The sequence below is a fragment of the Streptomyces sp. KPB2 genome (assembly GCF_003950055.1).
In the GTDB taxonomy this organism is placed as follows: domain Bacteria; phylum Actinomycetota; class Actinomycetes; order Streptomycetales; family Streptomycetaceae; genus Streptomyces; species Streptomyces salinarius.
Window position 1 is genome coordinate 449500 of record NZ_CP034353.1, and the last position, 19226, is coordinate 468725.

16 protein-coding genes are annotated in these 19226 nt (G+C 75.3%); 4 read left to right on the forward strand and 12 right to left on the reverse strand.

Going from position 1 to position 19226, the window contains the following annotated elements:
* Positions 1-8: 8 nt before the first annotated feature.
* From D1J63_RS02030 to D1J63_RS02065, 8 genes are all read right to left on the reverse strand, one after another.
* A complete protein-coding gene (locus tag D1J63_RS02030) occupies positions 9-1289 on the reverse strand; it encodes an ABC transporter substrate-binding protein (protein ID WP_125627446.1) in 1281 nt (426 codons plus the stop codon).
* The gene (locus tag D1J63_RS02035; protein WP_125627447.1) at positions 1286-2434 is read right to left on the reverse strand and encodes a branched-chain amino acid ABC transporter permease; all 1149 of its coding nucleotides are present in this window, start codon (positions 2432-2434) and stop codon (positions 1286-1288) included. Before D1J63_RS02035 ends, D1J63_RS02030 begins: the two co-directional genes overlap by 4 nt.
* A complete protein-coding gene (locus D1J63_RS02040) occupies positions 2427-3326 on the reverse strand; it encodes a branched-chain amino acid ABC transporter permease (RefSeq protein ID WP_125627448.1) in 900 nt (299 codons plus the stop codon). Before D1J63_RS02040 ends, D1J63_RS02035 begins: the two co-directional genes overlap by 8 nt.
* Positions 3323-4120, reverse strand: coding sequence for an ABC transporter ATP-binding protein (locus D1J63_RS02045; RefSeq protein WP_125627449.1), 798 nt, complete (start codon positions 4118-4120; stop codon positions 3323-3325). Before D1J63_RS02045 ends, D1J63_RS02040 begins: the two co-directional genes overlap by 4 nt.
* A complete protein-coding gene (locus D1J63_RS02050; RefSeq protein ID WP_125627450.1) occupies positions 4117-4908 on the reverse strand; it encodes an ABC transporter ATP-binding protein in 792 nt (263 codons plus the stop codon). The genes D1J63_RS02045 and D1J63_RS02050 overlap by 4 nt, the downstream gene beginning before the upstream one ends.
* Before the next feature lie 1155 nt (positions 4909-6063).
* Positions 6064-7341, reverse strand: coding sequence for a helix-turn-helix domain-containing protein (locus D1J63_RS02055; RefSeq protein WP_125627451.1), 1278 nt, complete (start codon positions 7339-7341; stop codon positions 6064-6066).
* Positions 7342-7461: 120 nt separating this feature from the next.
* On the reverse strand, positions 7462-10218 hold the full coding sequence (locus D1J63_RS02060) for a helix-turn-helix transcriptional regulator (RefSeq protein ID WP_125627452.1): 2757 nt from the start codon (positions 10216-10218) through the stop codon (positions 7462-7464).
* A gap of 171 nt (positions 10219-10389) precedes the next feature.
* Positions 10390-11322 carry a dienelactone hydrolase family protein gene (locus D1J63_RS02065; protein WP_125627453.1) on the reverse strand — a complete coding sequence of 311 codons (933 nt, stop codon included), beginning with the start codon at positions 11320-11322 and terminating at the stop codon, positions 10390-10392.
* Positions 11323-11710: 388 nt separating this feature from the next.
* On the opposite strand from D1J63_RS02065, the gene D1J63_RS02070 reads away from it, so the two are divergent.
* Entirely contained in the window at positions 11711-12598 is an 888-nt protein-coding gene (locus D1J63_RS02070) for a Gfo/Idh/MocA family oxidoreductase (protein WP_125627454.1), read from the forward strand.
* Between the two features lie 6 nt (positions 12599-12604).
* On the opposite strand, the gene D1J63_RS02075 is transcribed toward D1J63_RS02070, so the two are convergent.
* The gene (locus D1J63_RS02075) at positions 12605-12973 is read right to left on the reverse strand and encodes a hypothetical protein (protein WP_125627455.1); all 369 of its coding nucleotides are present in this window, start codon (positions 12971-12973) and stop codon (positions 12605-12607) included.
* Between the two features lie 122 nt (positions 12974-13095).
* Complete coding sequence (locus tag D1J63_RS02080; protein WP_125627456.1) at positions 13096-13995, reverse strand: GNAT family N-acetyltransferase; 900 nt, start codon at positions 13993-13995, stop codon at positions 13096-13098.
* Between the two features lie 416 nt (positions 13996-14411).
* Between D1J63_RS02080 and D1J63_RS02085 the strand changes: the two genes are divergently transcribed.
* The 3 genes from D1J63_RS02085 (at position 14412) to D1J63_RS02095 (ending at position 17109) form a co-directional block, all read left to right on the forward strand.
* Positions 14412-15620, forward strand: coding sequence for a glycoside hydrolase family 64 protein (locus D1J63_RS02085; RefSeq protein WP_125627457.1), 1209 nt, complete (start codon positions 14412-14414; stop codon positions 15618-15620).
* Between the two features lie 59 nt (positions 15621-15679).
* The gene (locus D1J63_RS02090) at positions 15680-16810 is read left to right on the forward strand and encodes a PP2C family protein-serine/threonine phosphatase (protein ID WP_125627458.1); all 1131 of its coding nucleotides are present in this window, start codon (positions 15680-15682) and stop codon (positions 16808-16810) included.
* A 77-nt stretch (positions 16811-16887) separates the two neighbouring features.
* The gene (locus D1J63_RS02095; RefSeq protein ID WP_102928430.1) at positions 16888-17109 is read left to right on the forward strand and encodes a hypothetical protein; all 222 of its coding nucleotides are present in this window, start codon (positions 16888-16890) and stop codon (positions 17107-17109) included.
* 69 nt (positions 17110-17178) lie between these two features.
* Here D1J63_RS02095 and D1J63_RS02100 read toward each other — a convergent pair whose 3' ends face one another.
* Complete coding sequence (locus D1J63_RS02100) at positions 17179-17652, reverse strand: DUF5709 domain-containing protein (protein WP_125627459.1); 474 nt, start codon at positions 17650-17652, stop codon at positions 17179-17181.
* Between the two features lie 73 nt (positions 17653-17725).
* Positions 17726-19222 carry a hypothetical protein gene (locus D1J63_RS02105; RefSeq protein ID WP_125627460.1) on the reverse strand — a complete coding sequence of 499 codons (1497 nt, stop codon included), beginning with the start codon at positions 19220-19222 and terminating at the stop codon, positions 17726-17728.
* Positions 19223-19226 lie beyond the last annotated feature (4 nt).

The window sequence follows — 19226 nt, forward strand, 5'->3', positions numbered from 1 at the left end:
CGATCGGGTCAGCCGCGTGCGGCCAGATACGCGTCCACGCCTGCCGCCTTGTGGGCCTCCTCCACGCCGACCAGGCCGCCGAGCGCCTTGGCGTCGGGCTTGAGCACATAGGTGGACCGGCTGGCCGGTGCGGTCACGTAGGTGAAGTTCTGCGGGGTGCCGAGTCCGGTGTCGGCGTTCTTCTGCGAGCGGTGCGCCTTGACCACGTCCTGCCGGGTGAGGCTGCCGCCCTCGCAGGCCTTCTTCAGGTCGTCCCCCATCAGCCGGGCGGCGTTGTAGCCGGAGAGCACGCCGGAGTCGACGGGCTCGCCCGGGTACGCCTTCTGGTAGGAGGCGGCCATCTTCTTCACGCCCGGCAGGTCGGAGCTGACCGCCGGTGCGGCGCTGACCACGTGCACCATGGCCTCCAGGGCCGGCGCCGCGGGCGTCTTCAGCAGCTGGGGCGCGTAGCCGGGCGCGCTGGTGACGATCGGCACCTTCAGGCCGCGGGCCGCGGCCACTCCGGCGAGGGAGGCGGTCTGGGCGGGGCCGGCGCTGATCAGGATCGCCTTGACCCCGGCCTTGCTCAGCGCGGACACCTGCGCGGTCAGATCGGTGTCCGTTGCCTTGATCTTCTGTCCGACGACCTTCATCCCCGCCTGTTCGGCGGCCCATTCGGAGCCCTCCAGCGCGTTGGCGCCGTAGTCGCCCTCGAAGTAGACGTGACCGATCGTGTCGCCCTTCGCGAGCTTCTTGGTACGGGTGAGGAAGTCCACGGCGGCGATCATGTCGATGTCGTAGGTGGTGCCGAGGACCTGGACGGAGTCCCGGCCGAGCAGGGAGGCCGCCCAGGCCTGCGGGAAGGTGAGCATGTGGTCCCGCTCGATGTCGTCGAGCAGGGCGGCGACCACCGGGGAGCCGATGACCTGGGGCAGGGCGACGACGTCCGGCGCGATGTCGGCGTAGGCGGTGACCGCCTTCTGCACGTCGTAGCCGTGGTCCTTGACGACGATCTCGACCTGGCGTCCGCAGATGCCGCCCGCGGCGTTGGTCTCGTCGGCCCACATCTGCTGGGCCTGCACGATGCTCTTGCCGAGGGTGGCGTAGGGGCCGGTGAGGTCGGTCAGGGCGCCGAGTCTGATGCTCTTCTCGCCCACTCCGGGTCCGGTCCTGACGCCCTCGGCGACGTCGTCGGTGCTCCCGCCGTCCGCCTTGGAGCTGCAGGCGGTGCCCGCGAGCAGCACGGCGGCCAGTGCCGCGGCCAGGGCGGCGGTCCGGGCGGTGCGGGGCCTGGGGTGCGTGACGTTCACGGGGTGTGCTCCTTGGCTCGTGCGGTGGTGTCGGAGGTGGCGGGGGTGGCGGCGGTGACCGGCCCGGTGCCGGGAGGCCGGGTGGCCGGTGGCCGGCGGCGCAGGCGGGCCCGGGTGCGGCTCGCCAGTCCGTGCAGGCCGTCGGGGGCGTAGAGGAGGATGACGACGATGGCCGCGCCGTAGAGGTAGCGGGACGCCTCGGTCGGGCCGATCGAGGCGTCGCCGGAGCCGGGCGCCGCCACCAGGGGCAACTGGTCGGCGTAGCGGGTCATCAGCAGGGGCAGCGCGGTGACGAAGACCGCTCCCGCGGTGGCTCCGGCCACCGAGCCGAGGCCGCCGATGACGATCATGGCGAGGTAGTCGACGGAGAGCGCGAGGGAGAAGTAGTCGGGCACCACGCGGCGGAAGGAGAGGGCGAGCAGGACGCCTGCGAGGCCCGCGTACATCGACGAGACGACGAACGCGGCCGAGCGGTACCGGGCCACGTGCACGCCCATGACGCAGGCCGCGGTCTCGCTGTCGCGCAGGGCGACCAGGGCACGCCCGGGCCGTCCGCGCAGCAGTCCGCGCGCGGTGAACCAGGTGACGGCGAACAGGGCGAGACCGAGGTACCAGAGCCGTTCCTCGGCGCCGAACGGCACGCCCAGGACGGTGAGTTCCGGCTCGCCCTCGGCGAAGGCGAAGCCGCCCAGCTCCAGCGGCGGCACCGAGCGCCCGTTGAAGCCGCCGGTGACGGAGTCCGCGGTGAGCAGGACGTGGTGGCCGAGGAAGACCAGCGCGAGGGTGGCCACGCCGAGGTAGATGCCTTTCACGCGCCCGGCGACGGGGCTGAACAGGCCGCCCGCCGCCCCGGCGAGCAGGACGGCCAGGACGAGGGCCACTGCGGGCGGCAGCCCGGGGCCCGGCTCGCCCGCCAGCCAGACGTAGCCGTAGGCGCCGACGGCGAGGAAGAAGGCGTGCCCGAGGGAGAGTTGCCCGGCGCTGCCGCTGAGCAGGCCGAGCCCGACGGCGCCGATGGCGGCGGCCATGGAGAACAGGCCGATGCGGAGCCAGAATGCGTCCAGGTAGAAGGGCAGGGCGCACAGGAGCAGGGCGGTCAGCAGGAGCGGGCCGCGCTTGCGCAGGAGGGGTCGCGGATCAGACACGGGCCGCTCCCTTCGCCGCGAAGAGTCCGGCGGGGCGCACCAGCAGGACGAGCACCATCACGGCGTACGGCGCGACGTCGCCGAAGCCCTCGCCGAGGACGTGCAGGTCGGTCTGGTAGCCGGCGACGAAGGCCTCGGTGAGACCGATCAGCATGCTGCCGACCAGGGCGCCGACCGGGGAGGTCATGCCGCCGAGGATGGCGGCCGGGAAGGCCTTCAGGGCGATCTGGCCGGTGGTGCGTTCGAGGCCGGGTGCCGGGAAGGCGACCAGGAAGACGGCGGCGAGTGCGGCGAGTGCGCCGGCCAGGCACCAGGCGGCGGTGCGGACGCGGGTGAGCCGTACGCCCATGAGGGCGGCCGCCTCTCGGTCCTCGGCGGCCGCGCGCAGCGACAGGCCCCAGGGGGTGAACCGGAAGAGGGCGAAGGCGCCGCCGATCGCGACGGCGGACACGAGGATCGCGGCGATGCGGCTGTCGGCCACGGTCACCGGTCCGAGGTCGGTCACGGCGGAGCCCCAGGGGTCGCCGAGCGGCAGCAGATCGCCGCCGATGCGCCGGGCTAGGTCGGTGACCAGGACGATGTCGACGCCGATGGTGACGATGGTCTGGACGTGGGCGGCGTGCGGGTCGCCGCCGCCGACGCGTTGCAGCACCAGCCGGTCCAGCGCCCCGGCCGCGGCGGCCGTCACGAGGACCGCGACGGCGAGCGCCCCGGCGAAGCCGATGTCGTCGTGGAGGACGGCGACGAGGTACCCGCCGAGCAGCAGCAGCGAACCGTGGGTGAAGCTCAGGACGCCGGAGGCCTTGAAGATGGTGACGAAGCCGAGGGCGATCAGGGCGTACACGGAGCCCAGGGCCAGCCCGTTGAGGAGACTGTCGAGGAAGCCGGTCATGCCGCGTCCTCCCCCGTGGTGGTGCCCAGGTAGGCGCGGAGCACCTCGGGGTCGCGCCGCACCTCGTCGGGGGTGCCGTGGGCGATGGCCCGGCCGAAGTCGAGGACGATGACCTCGTCGGCGAGCCGCATGACCAGGCCCATGTCGTGCTCGACCAGCACGACGGACAGGCCGAGTTCGGCGCGGACCTCCTGTATCACCCGGGTCGTCCGGGTGCGTTCGGCGGCGTTCATGCCGGCCACGGGTTCGTCGAGCAGCAGGACACGGGGCTCCAGACAGAGGGCGCGGGCGAGTTCGACGCGCTTGCGGTCGCCGTACGACAGCAACGCGACGGGGGCGTCGAAGTGGGCGCCGAGGCCGGTGAGTTCGGCGATCTCGCGGGCCTTGGCGAGGTGTTCGCGCTGTTCGCGCACGGCGCGCGGCAGGCGCAGGGCACTGGCGGCGAACCCGGCGTGGGACAGGGCGTGCCGGCCGAGCATGAGGTTGTCGGCGACGGTGCCCTGGGTGGTGACGATGTTCTGGAAGGTGCGGGCGACGCCCAGGGCGGCGATGCGGTGCGGGGCGAGCCGGGTCAGCTCGGCGGCGCCGAGCCGTACGGTGCCGGCGGCGGGGTGGTACAGGCCCGACAGGACGTTGAAGCAGGTGGACTTGCCCGCGCCGTTGGGGCCGATGACGGCGTGCACGGTGCCGGGGGCGACGGTGAAGGAGACGTCGTCGAGGGCGAGGAGACCGGCGAAGCGCACGGTGACGCCCCGTACGTCGAGCGCGGGCGGTGCGGGGACGGGGGCGGTCACGCGGCCCCCTTGCCGTCGGCTGCGTCGGCGGTCTCGCCCAGGTAGAGGCGGCGTACGGCGTCGGTGCGCGCGAGTTCGGCGGCGGCGCCCGACAGCCCGATCTCGCCGACCTCCAGGACGTAGGCGTGTTCGGCCAGGGACAGTGCCATGCCGGCGTTCTGTTCGACGAGGAGTACGGCGGTGCCCTGGGCGTTGATCTCGCGGACGACCTCGGCGATGCGGTCGACCATCATCGGGGCGAGCCCGAGGGAGGGTTCGTCGAGGAGGAGCAGGCGGGGCGCCGCCATCAGGGCGCGGCCGATGGCGAGCATCTGCTGCTCGCCGCCGGACAGCAGGCCGGCGGCCTGGCGGGTGCGCTCGGCGAGCCTCGGGAAGAGGGTGAAGACCCGTTCCCTGGCCTCGCGGACCTGGGCCGGGGCGCGCCGGTTGAGGCCGAGTCCGCCGGCCCGCAGGTTCTCGTCGACGGTGAGGCCGGCGAACACCCGCCTGCCCTCGGGCACCTGGACGACTCCGGCGCGTACGGCGGCGACCGGGTCGCGGCCGTCGAGCGCCGTGTCGCCGTAGCGGACGCGACCCGCCGTGATCGCGCCGCGGTGCAGGCGCAGGGTGCCCGAGACGGCCCGCAGCAGCGTCGTCTTGCCGGCGCCGTTGGCACCGAGCAGCGCGACGACTGCGCCGTGCGGGACGGTCAGGGACACGGAGCGGAGGGCGGACAGTGCGCGCCCGTACGTCACGTCGAGGCTCTCGACGTGCAGCGCGGGCGCGCCGTCCGGTGGTGCTGCGGGCATCGCGGCTCCTTGGGACCGGGCCGGGAGGGCACGGTGACGGGTGATCGGGGGGAGCTCACGACAGCACGGGGTCGGTCGGCGGTACAGGGGGGTCGGGCAGGGTCGCTGCGGGGTCCCAGTCCGGGGCGGGTGAGTCTGTGCGGATGCCCAGGGGGCGGTGGCCGGACGGCGTGCCCCGGCGCTCGCACCGACGGAGCGGAGCGCCGGCGCAGGCCAGGCCTTGGCCGGTGGGGCCGAGGCAAGAGTCGGGGAAAGGCCCCGGACCACTCCGACGGCGTGCGGTGGGCAGCGCACGAATCGGCAGGATGCCGCCGACGGGCCCACCCACCGGGCCGGTCGGAAAGCCCCCCGCCCAGAAGACACACGGCTGGCGCCGGACGGCGACCGGGCATGAGTCACAGAGGCGCCCATCGGCGAACGACGCTGCCAGGTACGTCGGTCGGCAGCCGCGCCACGGCCGCCCGGCGCGCGTCGGCCGGACCAGCCCCATGGGCGGGCACCGAACAGCGCACGGTCCGGCGGGACACCGCCGACCTGTCGTGCGGGCGGCGGCGTCCCGCCGGGGGTCCACCGGACGGTCGGTGAGGGGACGCCCCCCCCCCCGAGGCGGCACCCCGCTGGCGCCGGGTGACGGCCGGGCCAGACCGTCCCCGCGCCGGCGTCGGCGTCGCGACCGATTCAATCGCGCAGGACCCGTCGGACGATGAGAGGACGCCCCACCCAAGGCGGCACGCCGCCGGCGCCGGGTGACGGCCGGGCCAGACCGTCCCCGCGCCGGCGTCGGCGTCGCGACCGATTCAATCGCGCAGGACCCGTCGGACGATGAGAGGACGGCCCACCCAAGGCGGCACCCCGCTGGCGCCGGGTGACGGCCGGGCCAGACCGTCCCCGTGCCGGCGTCGGCGTCGCGACCGATTCAATCGCGCAGGACCCGTCGGACGATGAGAGGACGCCCCACCCAAGGCGGCACCCCGCTGGCGCCGGGTGACGGCCGGGCCAGACCGTCCCCTGTGCCGGCGTCGGCGTCGCGACCGATTCAATCGCACAGGACCCGTCGGACGATGAGAGGACGCCCCACCCAAGGCGGCACCCCGCTGGTGCCGGGTGACGGCCGGGCCAGACCGTCCCCGTGCCGGCGTGGGCGTCGCTGCCGATTCAGTCGCGCAGAACGCGTCGCGCCGTCAGGGCCAGGCTGAACTCGACGACGTCGGCCGGGCGGGCCAGGGAGCGGCCGGTGAGTTGTTCGCAGCGGCGGAGGCGGTTGAGGACGGTGTTGCGGTGGCAGTAGAGGCGTTCACCGGCGCGCTGGGCCGAACCGTCGCACTCCAGCCACGTGGTGAGGGTGTCCAGCAGTACCTCGCGGTCGGCGGGCTCGAGGCGCAGCAGGGGGCCGAGCACCTTCTCGGCGAGGGCACGCCCCAGCTCGGGGCTGGAGACGACCAGGGCGGCGGGGAGCTGGTCGGCCAGTCGTACGGTGCCGCCCGCCGCGGGGCAGATGTCCAGGGCCGTGTCCGCGAGCCTGCGGGCGTCGCCGACGGCGGCGAGTCCCTCGACCGGGCTGCCGACGCCGATCCGCAGGCCCGGGACGGGGGCGTGGGACGCGGGCGGCCCCGGGTCCGTGAGCCCTTCCACGGCGCCGACCAGGACGATGCCGTAGTCGACCTCGGGCCCGGCGTGCCAGTGGACGCGGGCTCCGGGCGGTACGGCGACGGCGCGGGCGGCGTCGGACCGGGCCGGGGGGCCGCCGGTGACGGCGACGACGACGTATCGGCCCTGTTCCGGCAGGCCCAGGGCCCGGGCGGCCTCCGGCAGGTCGGCGATGCGGCCGGTGCCGTCGAGCAGGCCGGCGGCCAGCAGCCGGGCCCGGTTCTCGCGGCGCCGGCCGATCTGCCACTCGGTCTGCCGGTAGGCGTCCGCGACGAGGGTGCAGTGCTCGTCGACGAAATTCCAGACGTCGGCGGCCACGTGCACGAGGAGCCGTACGTCCTCGGGGGCGGCCCTGGACGTCTCCTCCACGAGCCGCTGCCACACCAGCGAGCCGCCCAGGCGGAAGGCGTGCAGCAGGGCGTCCAGCGGGAGCCCCTGCTCGGCGCGGGCGGCGCCGATCCGCCAGGAGCAGCGACGGGCCGCGTCCCGGGCGCCGCGCGGGTCGAGCAGCGAGGCCACGCTGTGCCGCAGGGAGCGGTGCGCCTCCTGCCAGGTGGCGGCGGCGTCCTTCGTGACGGCGGCCCGGTAGGCGGGCTCCTGCTCCTGCAGCAGGGCCACCAGGCGGTCGGTCAGGTCGGGCAGGTCGTCGAGCAGGGTGCGGGCGGCCCGGTGCAGGACACGCAGGGCGTCGGCGTCGATCAACGACGTGACGCCGGGTGTCCGCGGGCGTGGAACGGGCGTCAGCCCGGTGCGGATCGCTGCTCGTGACCGTACGGCGTGCTGCATCGCGGTCCTCCCCAGGGCAGGGCTTGCGGAGGCGCCGCCCCGCGGCGGGCCGTCCCGCCGCGCCGGGTCTGCCCCCTGACTCGTCCTGCCCCGAAGGATGACATACCGTCCGGTCGGTCCCTAGGGTCGTGCACCGGTCTTTTCCTGGTGCGCGGCCGTCCGCCGGGCCGCTCGGCCCTGTTCCGCCTGCCCGACGACACGGGCCAGCTCCAGCCGGGACCGGATGCCGAGTGCGGCGAACACCTTGCGGAGGTGGTAGTCGACGGTGCGGGTGCTCACGCCGAGGGCCAGCGCGACCTCGCGGTTGGTGGCGCCCTCGGCGACGTACCGCGCGATGCGCAGTTGCTGCGGGGTCAGACGGCCCAGCGGGGTCGGTGTGCCGGTGGCGTGCGGGGCCGCCCCGAGGGCGCGCAGTTCGTCGCGTGCCTGGGCGGCCCAGACGCCGGCGCCGCAGCGTTCGAAGCCGGCCAGCGCGGCGCCGAGCCGGTCGCGGGCCTCGCGCGGTCTGCGCCGCCGGCGCAGCCACTTGCCGTACAGCAGCGCGGTGCGGGCCCGTTCGAAGTCGCCGCCCGCCTCGTCGTGGCGGGCGAGCGCCTGGCGGTAGAGGTCGTCGGCGCGGTCGGGCGGTGCGAGGAGGGCCCGGCAGCGGGCCAGTTGGGCGGCTGCCTGCGGGTCGGCGCCGAACGCCGCCCAGCCCGCGAAGTCGGTGAGGACCTCACGGGCTTCCTCGTGGCGTCCGGCCGGCACCGCGGCCTCCACGAAGCAGGGCACGGCCAGCCGCCACACCGCGAAGTGGCCCCGCCCCGGCCCCGGGAGGACCAGCAGACCCAGCCGGTCCGCGGCGTCGAAGGGGCGCCCCCGGCCGAGGTCGGCGCGGGCCGCCGCCCACTGGGCGAGGGTGGCCGCCTGGGCGAGCCCGTGCCGCCGGGCCGTCTCCAGGGCCTCCGCGACGTGGCGGGCGACGGCGTCCGGCTCCTCTTCGATCGACGCCGCGAGGGCGAGCACGGCCCGGTGGTGCGCCGCCGTGTTGCGCTGCCCGGCGCGCAGTGCGGTGCGCAGCCCCTCCTCCGCGTGGGTGCGGGCCTGCGGGTGCCGGCCCGCACGCAGTTCGGCGTAGGCGAGGTACTCCAGCGCCCGGGGCTCCAGCGACTGGGACCCGAGCTGCCGGACGGCGGCCAGGGCCCGGGCGCCGGCGCGGCGGGCCGCGTCCACGTCGCCGAGCAGCAGCGCGGCCGCCGCCGACCGCAACAGCGGCTCGGGCCGGTCCTCGGTCCTGCCCCGCTCCACCACCTGCCCGAGCGGTGCACCGGCCCGGTCGAGCCGCCCTTCGAGCAGCGCCCGCATGCCGACGCGGTGGTGGTGCATGACGGCCGCCACGGTGGTGGGCCCGTGCGGCCGCCGGAGCGAGGCCGCGCCCCCGGTGCGGGGAGCCGGTTCCGGGGCGAGCGTGGCCAGACACGCGGGCAGGTCGCCCGCGGCCCAGGCGGCGTCGGCGGCGGCCAGAGCGGCGGTCGCGGCCTCGGCGGGCGCGGCCTCGGCCAGCAGGGAGGCCGCCAGCGACAGGGACTGATGGGCGTCGCCGACCGGGCCGTCCCCGAGTTCCACGAGCCCGCGCACCAGCTCGGCCCGTCCCCGTACGGCGGCGGGTGCGGCGCGGTCCCGGGCCGCGGCCAGCAGCGGCCGGGCCTGTTCGGGCCGCCCCGCGAGCAGGGCCTGCTCGGCCGCGGCGGTGTACCGCTCCGCCCGTCCCGCCGAGTCGGCGGTCAGTTCGGCGGCGCGGGCGTACGCCGTCGCGCGCAGCCGGTACGAGGACGGCACCGTGCCGTCGGCCGCCACCGCCGCGAGCCGGTCCGCCCGGGCGGGGTCCCGCGCCGGACCGCTCAGGGACCAGGACCGGTGCAGCAGTCCCGGGAGCCGGTCGCCGCCGCTCTCCAGCACCTCGGCCAACGCCCCGTGCACGGCGCGGCGCCGGTCCGGCGCGCCGATGGCGTACACCGTGCGGCGCACCAGCGGGCTGTGGAAGCGGAGCCGGTCGCCGGCCCGGGCGAGCTGCGCGGGCAGCGGTTCCGGACGCGCGCCGGATTCCCGTGCCGGCCGCAGGCGCCGCAGCGCGTCACGGACGAGGCCGGCGTCGACGTCCGGCCCGTCCGAGGCCCGTACGGCCGCCGCCACCGTCAGGAGCATGTCACGCGCCCGGGCGGACGGGGCGGCCTCAGCGCCGCCCGCGACCTCGACGAGGGTCGCGGCGTCGGCCGGCGGACCGGGCAGGGGGCGGTGTCCGCGCAGCTCCGCCGGTGACAGCCTGCGCGTCATGGCGAGGAGAAGGGCCGGGTTGCCCTCCGCCTCGGCCAGGAGCCGCTCCCGGACGGCCGGGGCGGCGGCGCCGTCGGTCACGTCGTCGAGCAGGGCGGCGGCCCGCGGCGGTGCCAGCGGATCCAGGCGGACGACGGGCAGGCGGGCGAGGGCCGGGTCGACGGCGCGGTCCGAGGCGGCGGACAGGAGCAGGCCGACCCGCCCGGCGCTGTCCAGGTGCTCCGCCGCGCGGCCGAGCGCGCTGCGGGCCGGGGCGTCCCACAGGTGCGCGTCGTCCACGCACACGAGCAGGGGCGCCCCGTCGGCCGCCGCCCGCAGGGTGTCGAGCAGATGCCCCGCGGTCGCGGTCGCCTCCGGGTCCGGGCCGAGGTGGAGTACGGGCCCCGCCCGGAAGGAGCGGGCGGCCCACTGGAGCAGAGCGGTCCGGCCCAGTCCGGGTTCGCCGGCCAGCAGCAGCCGGCCGCCGTGAGCGGGCAGCCCGTCCAACAGGGCGCGCAGGGCCCTGCGTTGCGCGCCGTGGCCGTGGATCCGCACGGCCGTGCGTACGGTCGTCTCTCCGGTCATTCCCGGGAGGTTACGCGCGCGTAACCCGAGGCGGAAGGCGCCGGTCCGCCCGTGGCCGCCCGGGCATCGGCGCCGTCACCTGCGGTGGTGCGCCCGGGCGGGCCGCGGAAGCGCTGTGCCGGCGCCCAACCGGCCCCGGTCCCGGTCGTGCGCCGGCACAGCGGTCCGGGGTCAGGAGCCGTGCGGGCAGTTGCCCCGGTACTCCTCGATCGTCAGGCTCGGCCGGGGCAGCGGGCACAGGAACTGCTCGTAGCGGGTGTCGTTGTCGATGAACCGCTTGAGCCAGGAAATGCTGTACTTCGCGATCGTCGTGTTGGACGTGTTGGGCGAGAAGTGGGTCGCGCTGTTCAGCTCCAGGTAGGCCCGGTCGGTCGCGGAGGGCAGGCTGGAGTAGAACGGCTCGGCGTGGGTGGCCACGGGGGCGATCGTGTCGCCGTCGGCCCCCACGATCAGCGTCGGGGTGCTGACCTCGGGCCAGCTCTTGTCCAGGTTCCAGGGCGTGAGGGGGATCGCCGCCTGGAGGGACGGCCGGGACTTGGCGGCCTCCAGGGTGCCTCCGCCGCCCATGGAGTGGCCCATCACGCCGAGGCGGCTGCTGTCGATCCGGCCGCGGACGGAGCTGCGCTCGGTGAGGTAGTCCAGGGCGGCCAGCAGTTGGCGGCCGCGTGAGTCGGGCTGGTCCAGCGTGGTGTTGGTGTCGATGGTGAACACGACGAAGCCCTGGGAGGCCAGCCGCGGTCCGAGCCAGGCCATGGAGGACTGGTACGCGGTGAATCCGGGCGCGATCGCGACGGCGCCGAACGTGCCGTCGCTCGTGCTGGTCGGGTAGTAGATGGTGCCGCCGCCGAAGCCGGTGACGGAGAGCGAGGAAACGCGGGTGTCGGCCACGGAGTAGGGGCCGCGCAGCGCCTCGATGCTCGACTCGCTGGGTGCCGGGCCGCGCTCGTACGGGTTGTCGGCGGCCTGGGCCCCCGGGCCGGTGAGGGTGCCGAGCGCGAAGACCGCGGCCACGGCGGCCGTCACGCCGGCGAGTCGCCGCCGGGTGCCGCGGAAGGCGGGGCGTGAGACCTCGGGGGCGGCGTGGGCGTGGGGGTTCTGCTGCACGAGGAGTGGTCCTCTCGGTCGTGGCGAGCGGCCGGCCGGTGGTCGCACACGGCCCGGAACGCGTGGGGTCGCGTCCCGGGACACCCGCCGGACGGGCTTCGCCGATGAGTTGGCGGTGCCACTGTCGACGGGCGGGGCGGCCGGGGGGATCGGCAGGATTACCGGTCTCGTGCGCGTCGGGCCGCCGAACCGGGGTTCGGCACGCCCTCCCACGTGCCGCCGCCCCGCTGCCCGGCGCACCGTCCTCCCACCCGCTCGCACCGTCCGCCCTGTTCGCGCACCCCGTCGGTGTGGCACGCTCGGCGGCGGCCGGGTGTCACGCATCGGCCGTCCTGGAGGAACATCGGCGGGCCCGTACCGGGGTCCGGCACTGCGGAGAGGCGACGGGATGCGCATCGGACTGCTCGGCACCGGCCCCTGGGCGGACATGGCGCACGCCCCCGCGCTGGCCGGGCACGACGGGCTGGACTTCGTGGGGGTGTGGGGGCGTCGCCCGGACGCCGCGAAGGCAGTGGCGCAGCGGCACGGCACGCGCGCCTACGACGACGTCGACGCCCTGCTGGCCGACGTGGAGGCCGTCGCCGTCGCGCTGCCCCCGGCCGTGCAGGCCGACCTGGCGGTGCGCGCGGCGCGGGCCGGGCGGCATCTGCTGCTCGACAAGCCGCTCGCGCCGACGGTGGCGCAGGGGCGGGCGGTGGTGGAGGCGGTGCGCGCGGCGGGCGTCGCCTCGGTGGTCTTCTTCACCACCCGCTTCCAGCCCGGGACCGAGGCGTGGATCACCGAACAGGCCACCGGGGACGGCTGGTTCACGGCCCGGGCACAGTGGCTCGGTGCCGTGTTCGGCGACGGCGACAGCCCGTTCGCCGACTCGCCCTGGCGGCGGGAGAAGGGCGCCCTGTGGGACGTGGGGCCGCACGCCCTGTCCGTGCTGCTGCCGGTCCTCGGTGACGCCCGGCGGGTGGCGGCGGCCGCGCCGGGCCCCGGGGACACCGTCCATCTGGTGCTCGACCACGTGGGCGGGGCGTCCAGCACGCTCACGCTCAGCCTGACGGCGCCGCCCGCCGCGGCGGGTGCCACGGTGGAACTGCGCGGCCGGGCCGGCGTGACGCTGCTCCCGGAGACGACGGAAGGTCCGGTGCCGGCCCTGCGGCGGGCCGCGGACGCGCTGCTCGCCGCAGCCGGCGGTGGGCGCCCGCATCCGTGCGACGCCGCGTTCGGCCTGCGGGTCACCGAGATCCTCGCCGAGGCCGAGGCCCTGCTGACCGACCGGGACTGACCGGGCTCAGCGGTCGGCCCCCTCCCGCTCGAAGGGCGCGTCGCTCCACCGGAACCAGGCCCGGTCGCCGTCGATGTGCAGCAGGAACTCGGCGACCGGACCGTCGGGCGACACCAGCCGCACCCGCCGTCCGATCTCGGCGCAGACCGTCTCCCACTCCGCCCGGTGCCCGGCTCCGTCCCGTTCCGCGAGGGCGAGTTCGCGGGCGAACAGGCCCCGGACGGCGTCGAAGGCCGGGCCGGCGCGGAAACGCCCCGACAGCCAGGGGAAGTCGGCGTCCTCGATCAGGATCTCCCCGATCTCCGTGCCGGCTCCCCCGTCCTCCCCGGTGTCCGGCACGCCCCGCACGTGCCAGGTCTCGCCCTCGAACCCCATGTCGCCTCCGCCGGACCCGCGCTGGTGATCATCCGTGCGGGGCCAGCATGCCATCCGCCACCCGGACCGGGCCGGAGTCGCTCCGGCCCGGTCCGGCACGATCCGGATCCGGTCCGATCCGGTCAGCGCACGGCCGCCGCGGGACGGAAGTTGATCCGTTCCCGCACGACCGGGTAGCCGGCCTTGGCGAAGTTGGCGGCCATGGGATGGTTCCCCCGGTCCGTCGCCGCGGAGACGAACTCCGCGCCCCGTTCGACCAGGAAGTGGGTGCACTCGGCCAGCAGGTCGTAGGCGTATCCGCGCCCGCGGTGTTCCGGCAGGACGCCGATGAAACCGATGCACGGACCGGACGGGTTGTGCGCGGGGATGTGGATGCCCGCGAGTTCGCCCCGCGAGGTGTACGCCAGCTGCCACCACTCCCGCGGCGACGGGCACCAGTGGAAGAAGTCCAGCTCCGACTGCGCGGCTTGGTCGAGCCCGCCCTCCGCGATGTCCATTAGCGCGTGGGCGTCCAGGGTGACGGAGTGGATGCGGCGCAGCGCGTCGAAGAACACCGCGTCGTCGGGCTCCGGGCGGAAGTCCAGGCGGCCGGGCCGCTCGGGGAGCCCGCACTGCGGTGTCCACCGGTACAGGAAGCGTTCGACCAGGAGGTCGTAACCGGCCGCCCGCGCGGCGGTGAAGCGTGCCTCGGTGGCGGCGCGCACGGCGGGGTCCTCGCGCCAGGTGCCGGGCGGGTTGAGTTCGAGTTCGACCTGCCAGGGCGCGGTGCGCAGGAGTTCGGCTCCGGCTTCCTCCTCGCCCTCGGCCACGTCGAACCAGTTGACGGTGACGGGTTCGGTGTCGTCGGGGCCGCCCCACCAGGCGGCCCGGGCGACGACGGTTCCGTCGCGCAGGGCGACCCGCTTCCAGTCGGGGCGGTGTCGGGTGCGCCGGTGGCCCTCACGGGCGTCCAACGGGTCGGGCAGGGTGTCGAAGAGATGGGCGTCGCTCGCGTCGAGCGCGCGGATGACCAGATCGGTCACGGTTCCTCCGGGAGGTGCAGGTGTGGTGCGCTCCCGGTCAGTCGAGGTACGCCGGGACTACGGGGAGGGAGCGCGAGGATGAGGTGAACTGCACGGCTCTGCCCTCCTTCCGTGTGTCTCAGGGCGTCGGGCACACACTAGTGGCCGCCGGGCGGGTACGGCCACAGCTTTTCCGACGCGGACGGTGGGGGGGCGTGGACTGAACCGTGGGGGCGTGGATTAAACGGGCCTTAAACGGCGGTTAAGCGTTCCTCCGCACCTCGCACCCGCCCCAACTCCCATCTGGGACAACGCCTTTGAGCACCGTCGGAGGTGGTTGGCCGGGCCGTGGCCGCCGCCTAGCATCGGCGCACGCCGTGAGAGCGCTCTCAGGACTCTCCCGCCGCCATGCCCCGATCACTCTGGAGACCCCCCACATGACCCCTCGTCACCAGCGTCCGCTCGCCCGCCGCAAGCTTCTGGTCGCCCTCGGCGGCATGGTGGTGGCCGCCCCCGTCGCCGCTGCCGTCGCCCCGCACGCCCTCGCGGAAGTCGGCTCGGACGACGCCGCGCCGAAGGCCGGGGCGGCCGGCGCCCTGCCGCTGACGATCGTCAACGACACCGGCTCCTTCGGCAACGCCGACGTGCACGTGTACATCGTCGGCAACGTGGACGGCCGCCAGGTGCGGGTCACCCCCGACGGCGCCGTCGCCCCCGTTGCCCTCTCCGACAACGGCGCCGACGGCTACACCGACTACGCGATCGGCCTCGCCGGCAGCGGCGAGACCAGGCTGAACCTGCCCCACCTCTCCGGCCGGATCTACGTGTCCCTCGGCGAGAAGCTGAAGTTCAAGGTCGTCGCCGACGGTGCGGGCAACCCCGCACTGCAGTACCCGGCGGGCTGGGTCGAGTCCGACCCCAACCACGGGGTGCTGCACGACTGCGCGGAGTTCACGTACAACTCCTCCGGGATGTTCTGCAACACCACCATGGTCGACATGTTCAGTGTGCCGCTGAGCATCCGGCTGACCGGCGCCGAGGACCGGACGACCGGCACCATACGCCCGGGCGGCCGGGCGGCCGTCTTCGACGCGGTGCGGAAGGTGGAGGAGTTCGCGCCGCTGGTCGTGGACGACCTCCGCGTGATCGCCCCCGGCCACGGGCTGGACGCCGGTCTGTTCCCCAAGGACTACCTCGCCCCGTACATCGACGAGGTGTGGAGCACGTACACCGGCAAGGACCTGAGGATCACCACGAACGCGGGGACCTTCACCGGGCGGGTGCGCGGGGACCGGCTGACCTTCGACGGTCCCGCCCAGGTGTCCTTCGCCAAGCCGTCCACCCGGGACGTGCTGTTCTGCGACGGCAACCTCGCCGCGCCCAACGACGGCACCACCGGCCCCGTCGCCGCGGTCCTCGGTGCGGGCTTCAACCGCTCCACGCTGGTCTCCTCGGCCGACCAGCCCACGACCGACCCGGCGACGTTCTACCGGACCGCGCTGACCAACCACTACGCCAAGGCGGTGCACGCCGCCACCGAGGACGGCAGGGCGTACGGCTTCGCCTTCGACGACGTGGCCGACTTCGCCTCGTACATCCAGGACACGGCGCCCACCGGGTTCCGGCTGACGCTCGGCGCCCTCTAGACGCGCGGGGGGGCCGCTCCCCGCGTGCGCGCCGTGCTCCGGCGTAGGAGCGTGGTGGTGTGCGAAAGGTGCCCGCCCTGTCACCGCGTCGGGGCGAGGACCGGCGGAGCTGGCTGAGCGGGGCGCCGCCGCCCCGCTGGGTCCGGGTGCTCCCGCCGGCCCTCGTCGTGGTGATCTGCGCGGCCACCCTGCTCAGTCACGAACCGCTGGAGATCGGCTTCCTGCTGGGCGCCATCCCGCCGCTGGCCGTCCTGTCGTACGGCCCGCTGGCGACCGCCGTGCTGGGCGGTGTGGTGATCGCGCTGCTGCACATCCCGGCGCTCGGGCTCGACCGGCCGGGCGACGCCGACCTGCTGACCATCGTCTTCGTCGCCGTGCTCAGCGTCTTCGTGTCCTTCGTGCGCAGCCGCCGGGACGCACAGCTGGGTCTGGAGCGCACGGTCGCCGAGGCCGCGCAGCGCGCCGTCGCTCCTCCGCTGCCGGAGCGGGTGGGTGCGGTGCGCTGCACGGGGCTGTACCGGGCGGCGCAGCGCGGGACGCTGGTCGGGGGCGACTTCTTCGACGTCCGGGACGGCCCCTTCGGCGTACGGGTCGTGACGGGGGACGTGCAGGGGCACGGTCTGTCGGCGGTGGCGACGGTGGCCTCGCTGCTGGGGGCGTTCCGGGAGGCGGTGCTCGACCAGCCGGACCTGGCGTCGGTGGCGGGGCGGCTGGACCGCAGGCTGCTGGTGGACTCGGCGGACGCGCGGCACGCCGAGCTGTTCGCGACGGCCGCGCTGCTGGAGTTCTCCGCCGACGCCCTGGAGGTGCGGGTCGTGGTGTGCGGGAACCCGCCGCCCCTGCTGCTGCGGGGCGCGGACGCCACGGAGCTTCAGGTGTCGCCGTGGACGCCGCTCGGGCTCGGCCTCGCGGACGCCGGGGCGATCGAGGCGTGCACGGTGTCGCTGCGCCCCGGCGACCGGCTCTTCCTCGCCTCGGACGGCGTGGTCGAGGCGAGGGACGACAGCGGCGCCTTCTATCCGCTGGCGGAGCGGCTCGGCGGCCTCGCGGGCGAGGAGTCCGCCGCGCTCCCGGACCTGGTCTGGGCGGACCTCGTGCGGTTCTGCCCGGACGTGCAGGACGACGTGACCATGCTCGTGCTCACTCCCGCGCCGCCGGCGCTCGGGATGCGCGGGCCGCTTCCGCATTGAATGGTGTTATCGGGATATTCGGGACCGAACAACAGCACGGCACCGAAGCAGCGATCCGGATCCGAGGAGCACTGATCATGTCGACGTCACAGCCCGACGCCTCCCGACCCTCCGAAGCCCGCGCGGGGGACGACCGCGCCACTCCGGACGACCTGCTCCACGCCCGCACCGGCACGGAGGTGTCCCCGGAGGACCTCGTCCTGGCGGCCGGCCGGGACATCACCCCGCAGAACCTGGAGTGGGCCAGGCGCAAGCTGGCCGAGGAGGGCCCCTCGGCCCTCGACAAGCTGCTGCCCTGACCGCCGGGAGCCCCGGCCGGACTGTGCGTCCGGCCGGGGCTCCCGGCTCGGTCCGGGGGGTGTCCGGGACTACTCCGGCAGCTCCGTCTCGTCCTCCACCACGTGCACCGCGGCCTCCTCGGCGCCCGCGGCGCCGCCGTCGATGCCGACGTCCTGCGCGACCGTCTCCTTGGTCGTGTCGGTGCGTACGCCCTCGTCGGGGGCGACCAGGCGGCCGGAACGGTCGGTGCCCGCTTCCGGGTCGACCGGTTCGCCCTCGCCCCCGGGTTCGTCGCCCACGCCGTCCCCGTCGGGGGCCGATACGTCGGGCACCTCCTCGGCCAGCCGTTCGTCGAGGGTCTCGCCCTCGTGCTGCTCGGCGGCGGTGGTGCCGTGCTTGGTCACGCCCAGGGGCTTCTCCGGCGGGGAGTAGCCCTCGTCGAGCGTGTCGTCGTAGGTCCGCTCGTCGACGGCGTCCTGGAGGTCGAGGGGCGCGGCGTCCTCCTGCTCCTCGTTGGTGCCGGTGGGCTGGTAGGCGTCGTCGGCCATCGGGTCCGTGCCCATCGCTGCCTCCCTCTCGCGCTCGCGTCCGCTCGGTGGTCTCGCTGTCCGGTTCGCGTTTCCCGATACGCGATCTCTAACCCGGGGGCGCGACGCGGATCTCCAGGTCGGTGATGTGGTGGGGGTCCCAGTCGCGGGCGTAGGCGGGCGGGGTGCCGCCCGGGCCGGTGAGGGCGGCGACCGGGATCCGCCGGGCGGTGTCCACGATCTCGGCGGCGGTGGTGTTCTCGTTGTTGCCGCCGGTGGAGCCGGAGGAGCAGCCGGTGTAGTAGCCGATCGGGATGGACTCGTGCCCGGTGAGCAGGCAGGGCGGGCGGACGCCGAGCCGGTGCAGTTCGTCGGCGACGCGGGCCCAGTCCTCGCGGCTGTCGACGTTGCCGTTCACGGTGCCCACGAGGACCGAGAGCTGGACCGCCAGATGCCCGGCCACCGCGAGCGCGACCAGCGTCGCGGCCACCGGCCGCCACCGGTCGCGTCCGGTCCTGGCCAGGTGCCACAGCGCGTCGGCGACCGGGAGGGCGAGCAGGGCGTAGGCGGGCTGGAGGAAGCGGGGCGCCGCGTAGCCGATCAGGAACAGGTACGGCACCGCGGCGGTGACGGCGCAGGCCAGGGGTACCAGCGTCGCGGTGGCGCGCCGGGCCCGGACCGCGACGACCGCGCCGAGGATCGCGACGGCCGGGAGGAGCAGCCACCACAGGGTGACCACCGGGTGCGGCATGTCCCCGGTGCACGGGCGGCACAGGCCCCGCCCGCCCAGGCTGCGCATCTGGTCGTCGACGGCGATGTTCCAGCCGAGGCCGCCCTGGATCTCGGAGGCCCTCTGGAGCCGCTCCCCGAGCCCTCCGTACCAGGCGTACGCCTCCACCGCCCACTCCCCTCCCCCGACCGCCAGACCGCCCGCGAGGGCGAGCAGCAGCGGCCAGTGGCGCCGGACGAGGAGCAGGACCAGCAGGGGGACGCTCACCCAGACGGCGTCGGTGGGCCGCATCAGCGCCATCAGCAGGGCCCCGGCGGCGACTCCCCACAGCGCGCCCCGGGCGGAGCGCGCCCGCCGGGGTCCGGGGGCGCCGAGGGCCCGCAGGAGGCAGCCCACGGTGATCAGGGCGCCGATCGCGACCCAGTAGTTGGGCATGGCCTGCGGGCCGTAGAAGAGGGTCACCCACAGGGTGGCGAAGAACGCGCCGGCCGTGGCGAGGACCCGGGACGGGAACAGGCCCTTCCAGGCGCGCAGGGCGAGGTACAGCCCCAGGCCGGAGAGCACGGCGAGGTAGACGCGCAGCAGTTCGGTGGAGGCCGACCAGGAGGCCACCGGCGCCACCAGCAGGGAGACGCCGCGGGCGCGGGGCGCGCTGAAGAAGGCGGCGGGGTGGTGGGTGGTGACCTGGCTGGTGTAGACGATCTCGTCCCAGCCGAGCCCCATCGAGGGGTGGACGAGCAGCAGTTGGGCCAGGGTGAAGACACCGGCCACCACCGCGACCGGCGCGTCGCCGCGCGGCCGCCACGGGGTGCGGGAGGCCTTCGCCGCCTCGCCACCGCGTCCGTCGACGAGAATGGCGTTCACGCCGTCGGCCATCGTG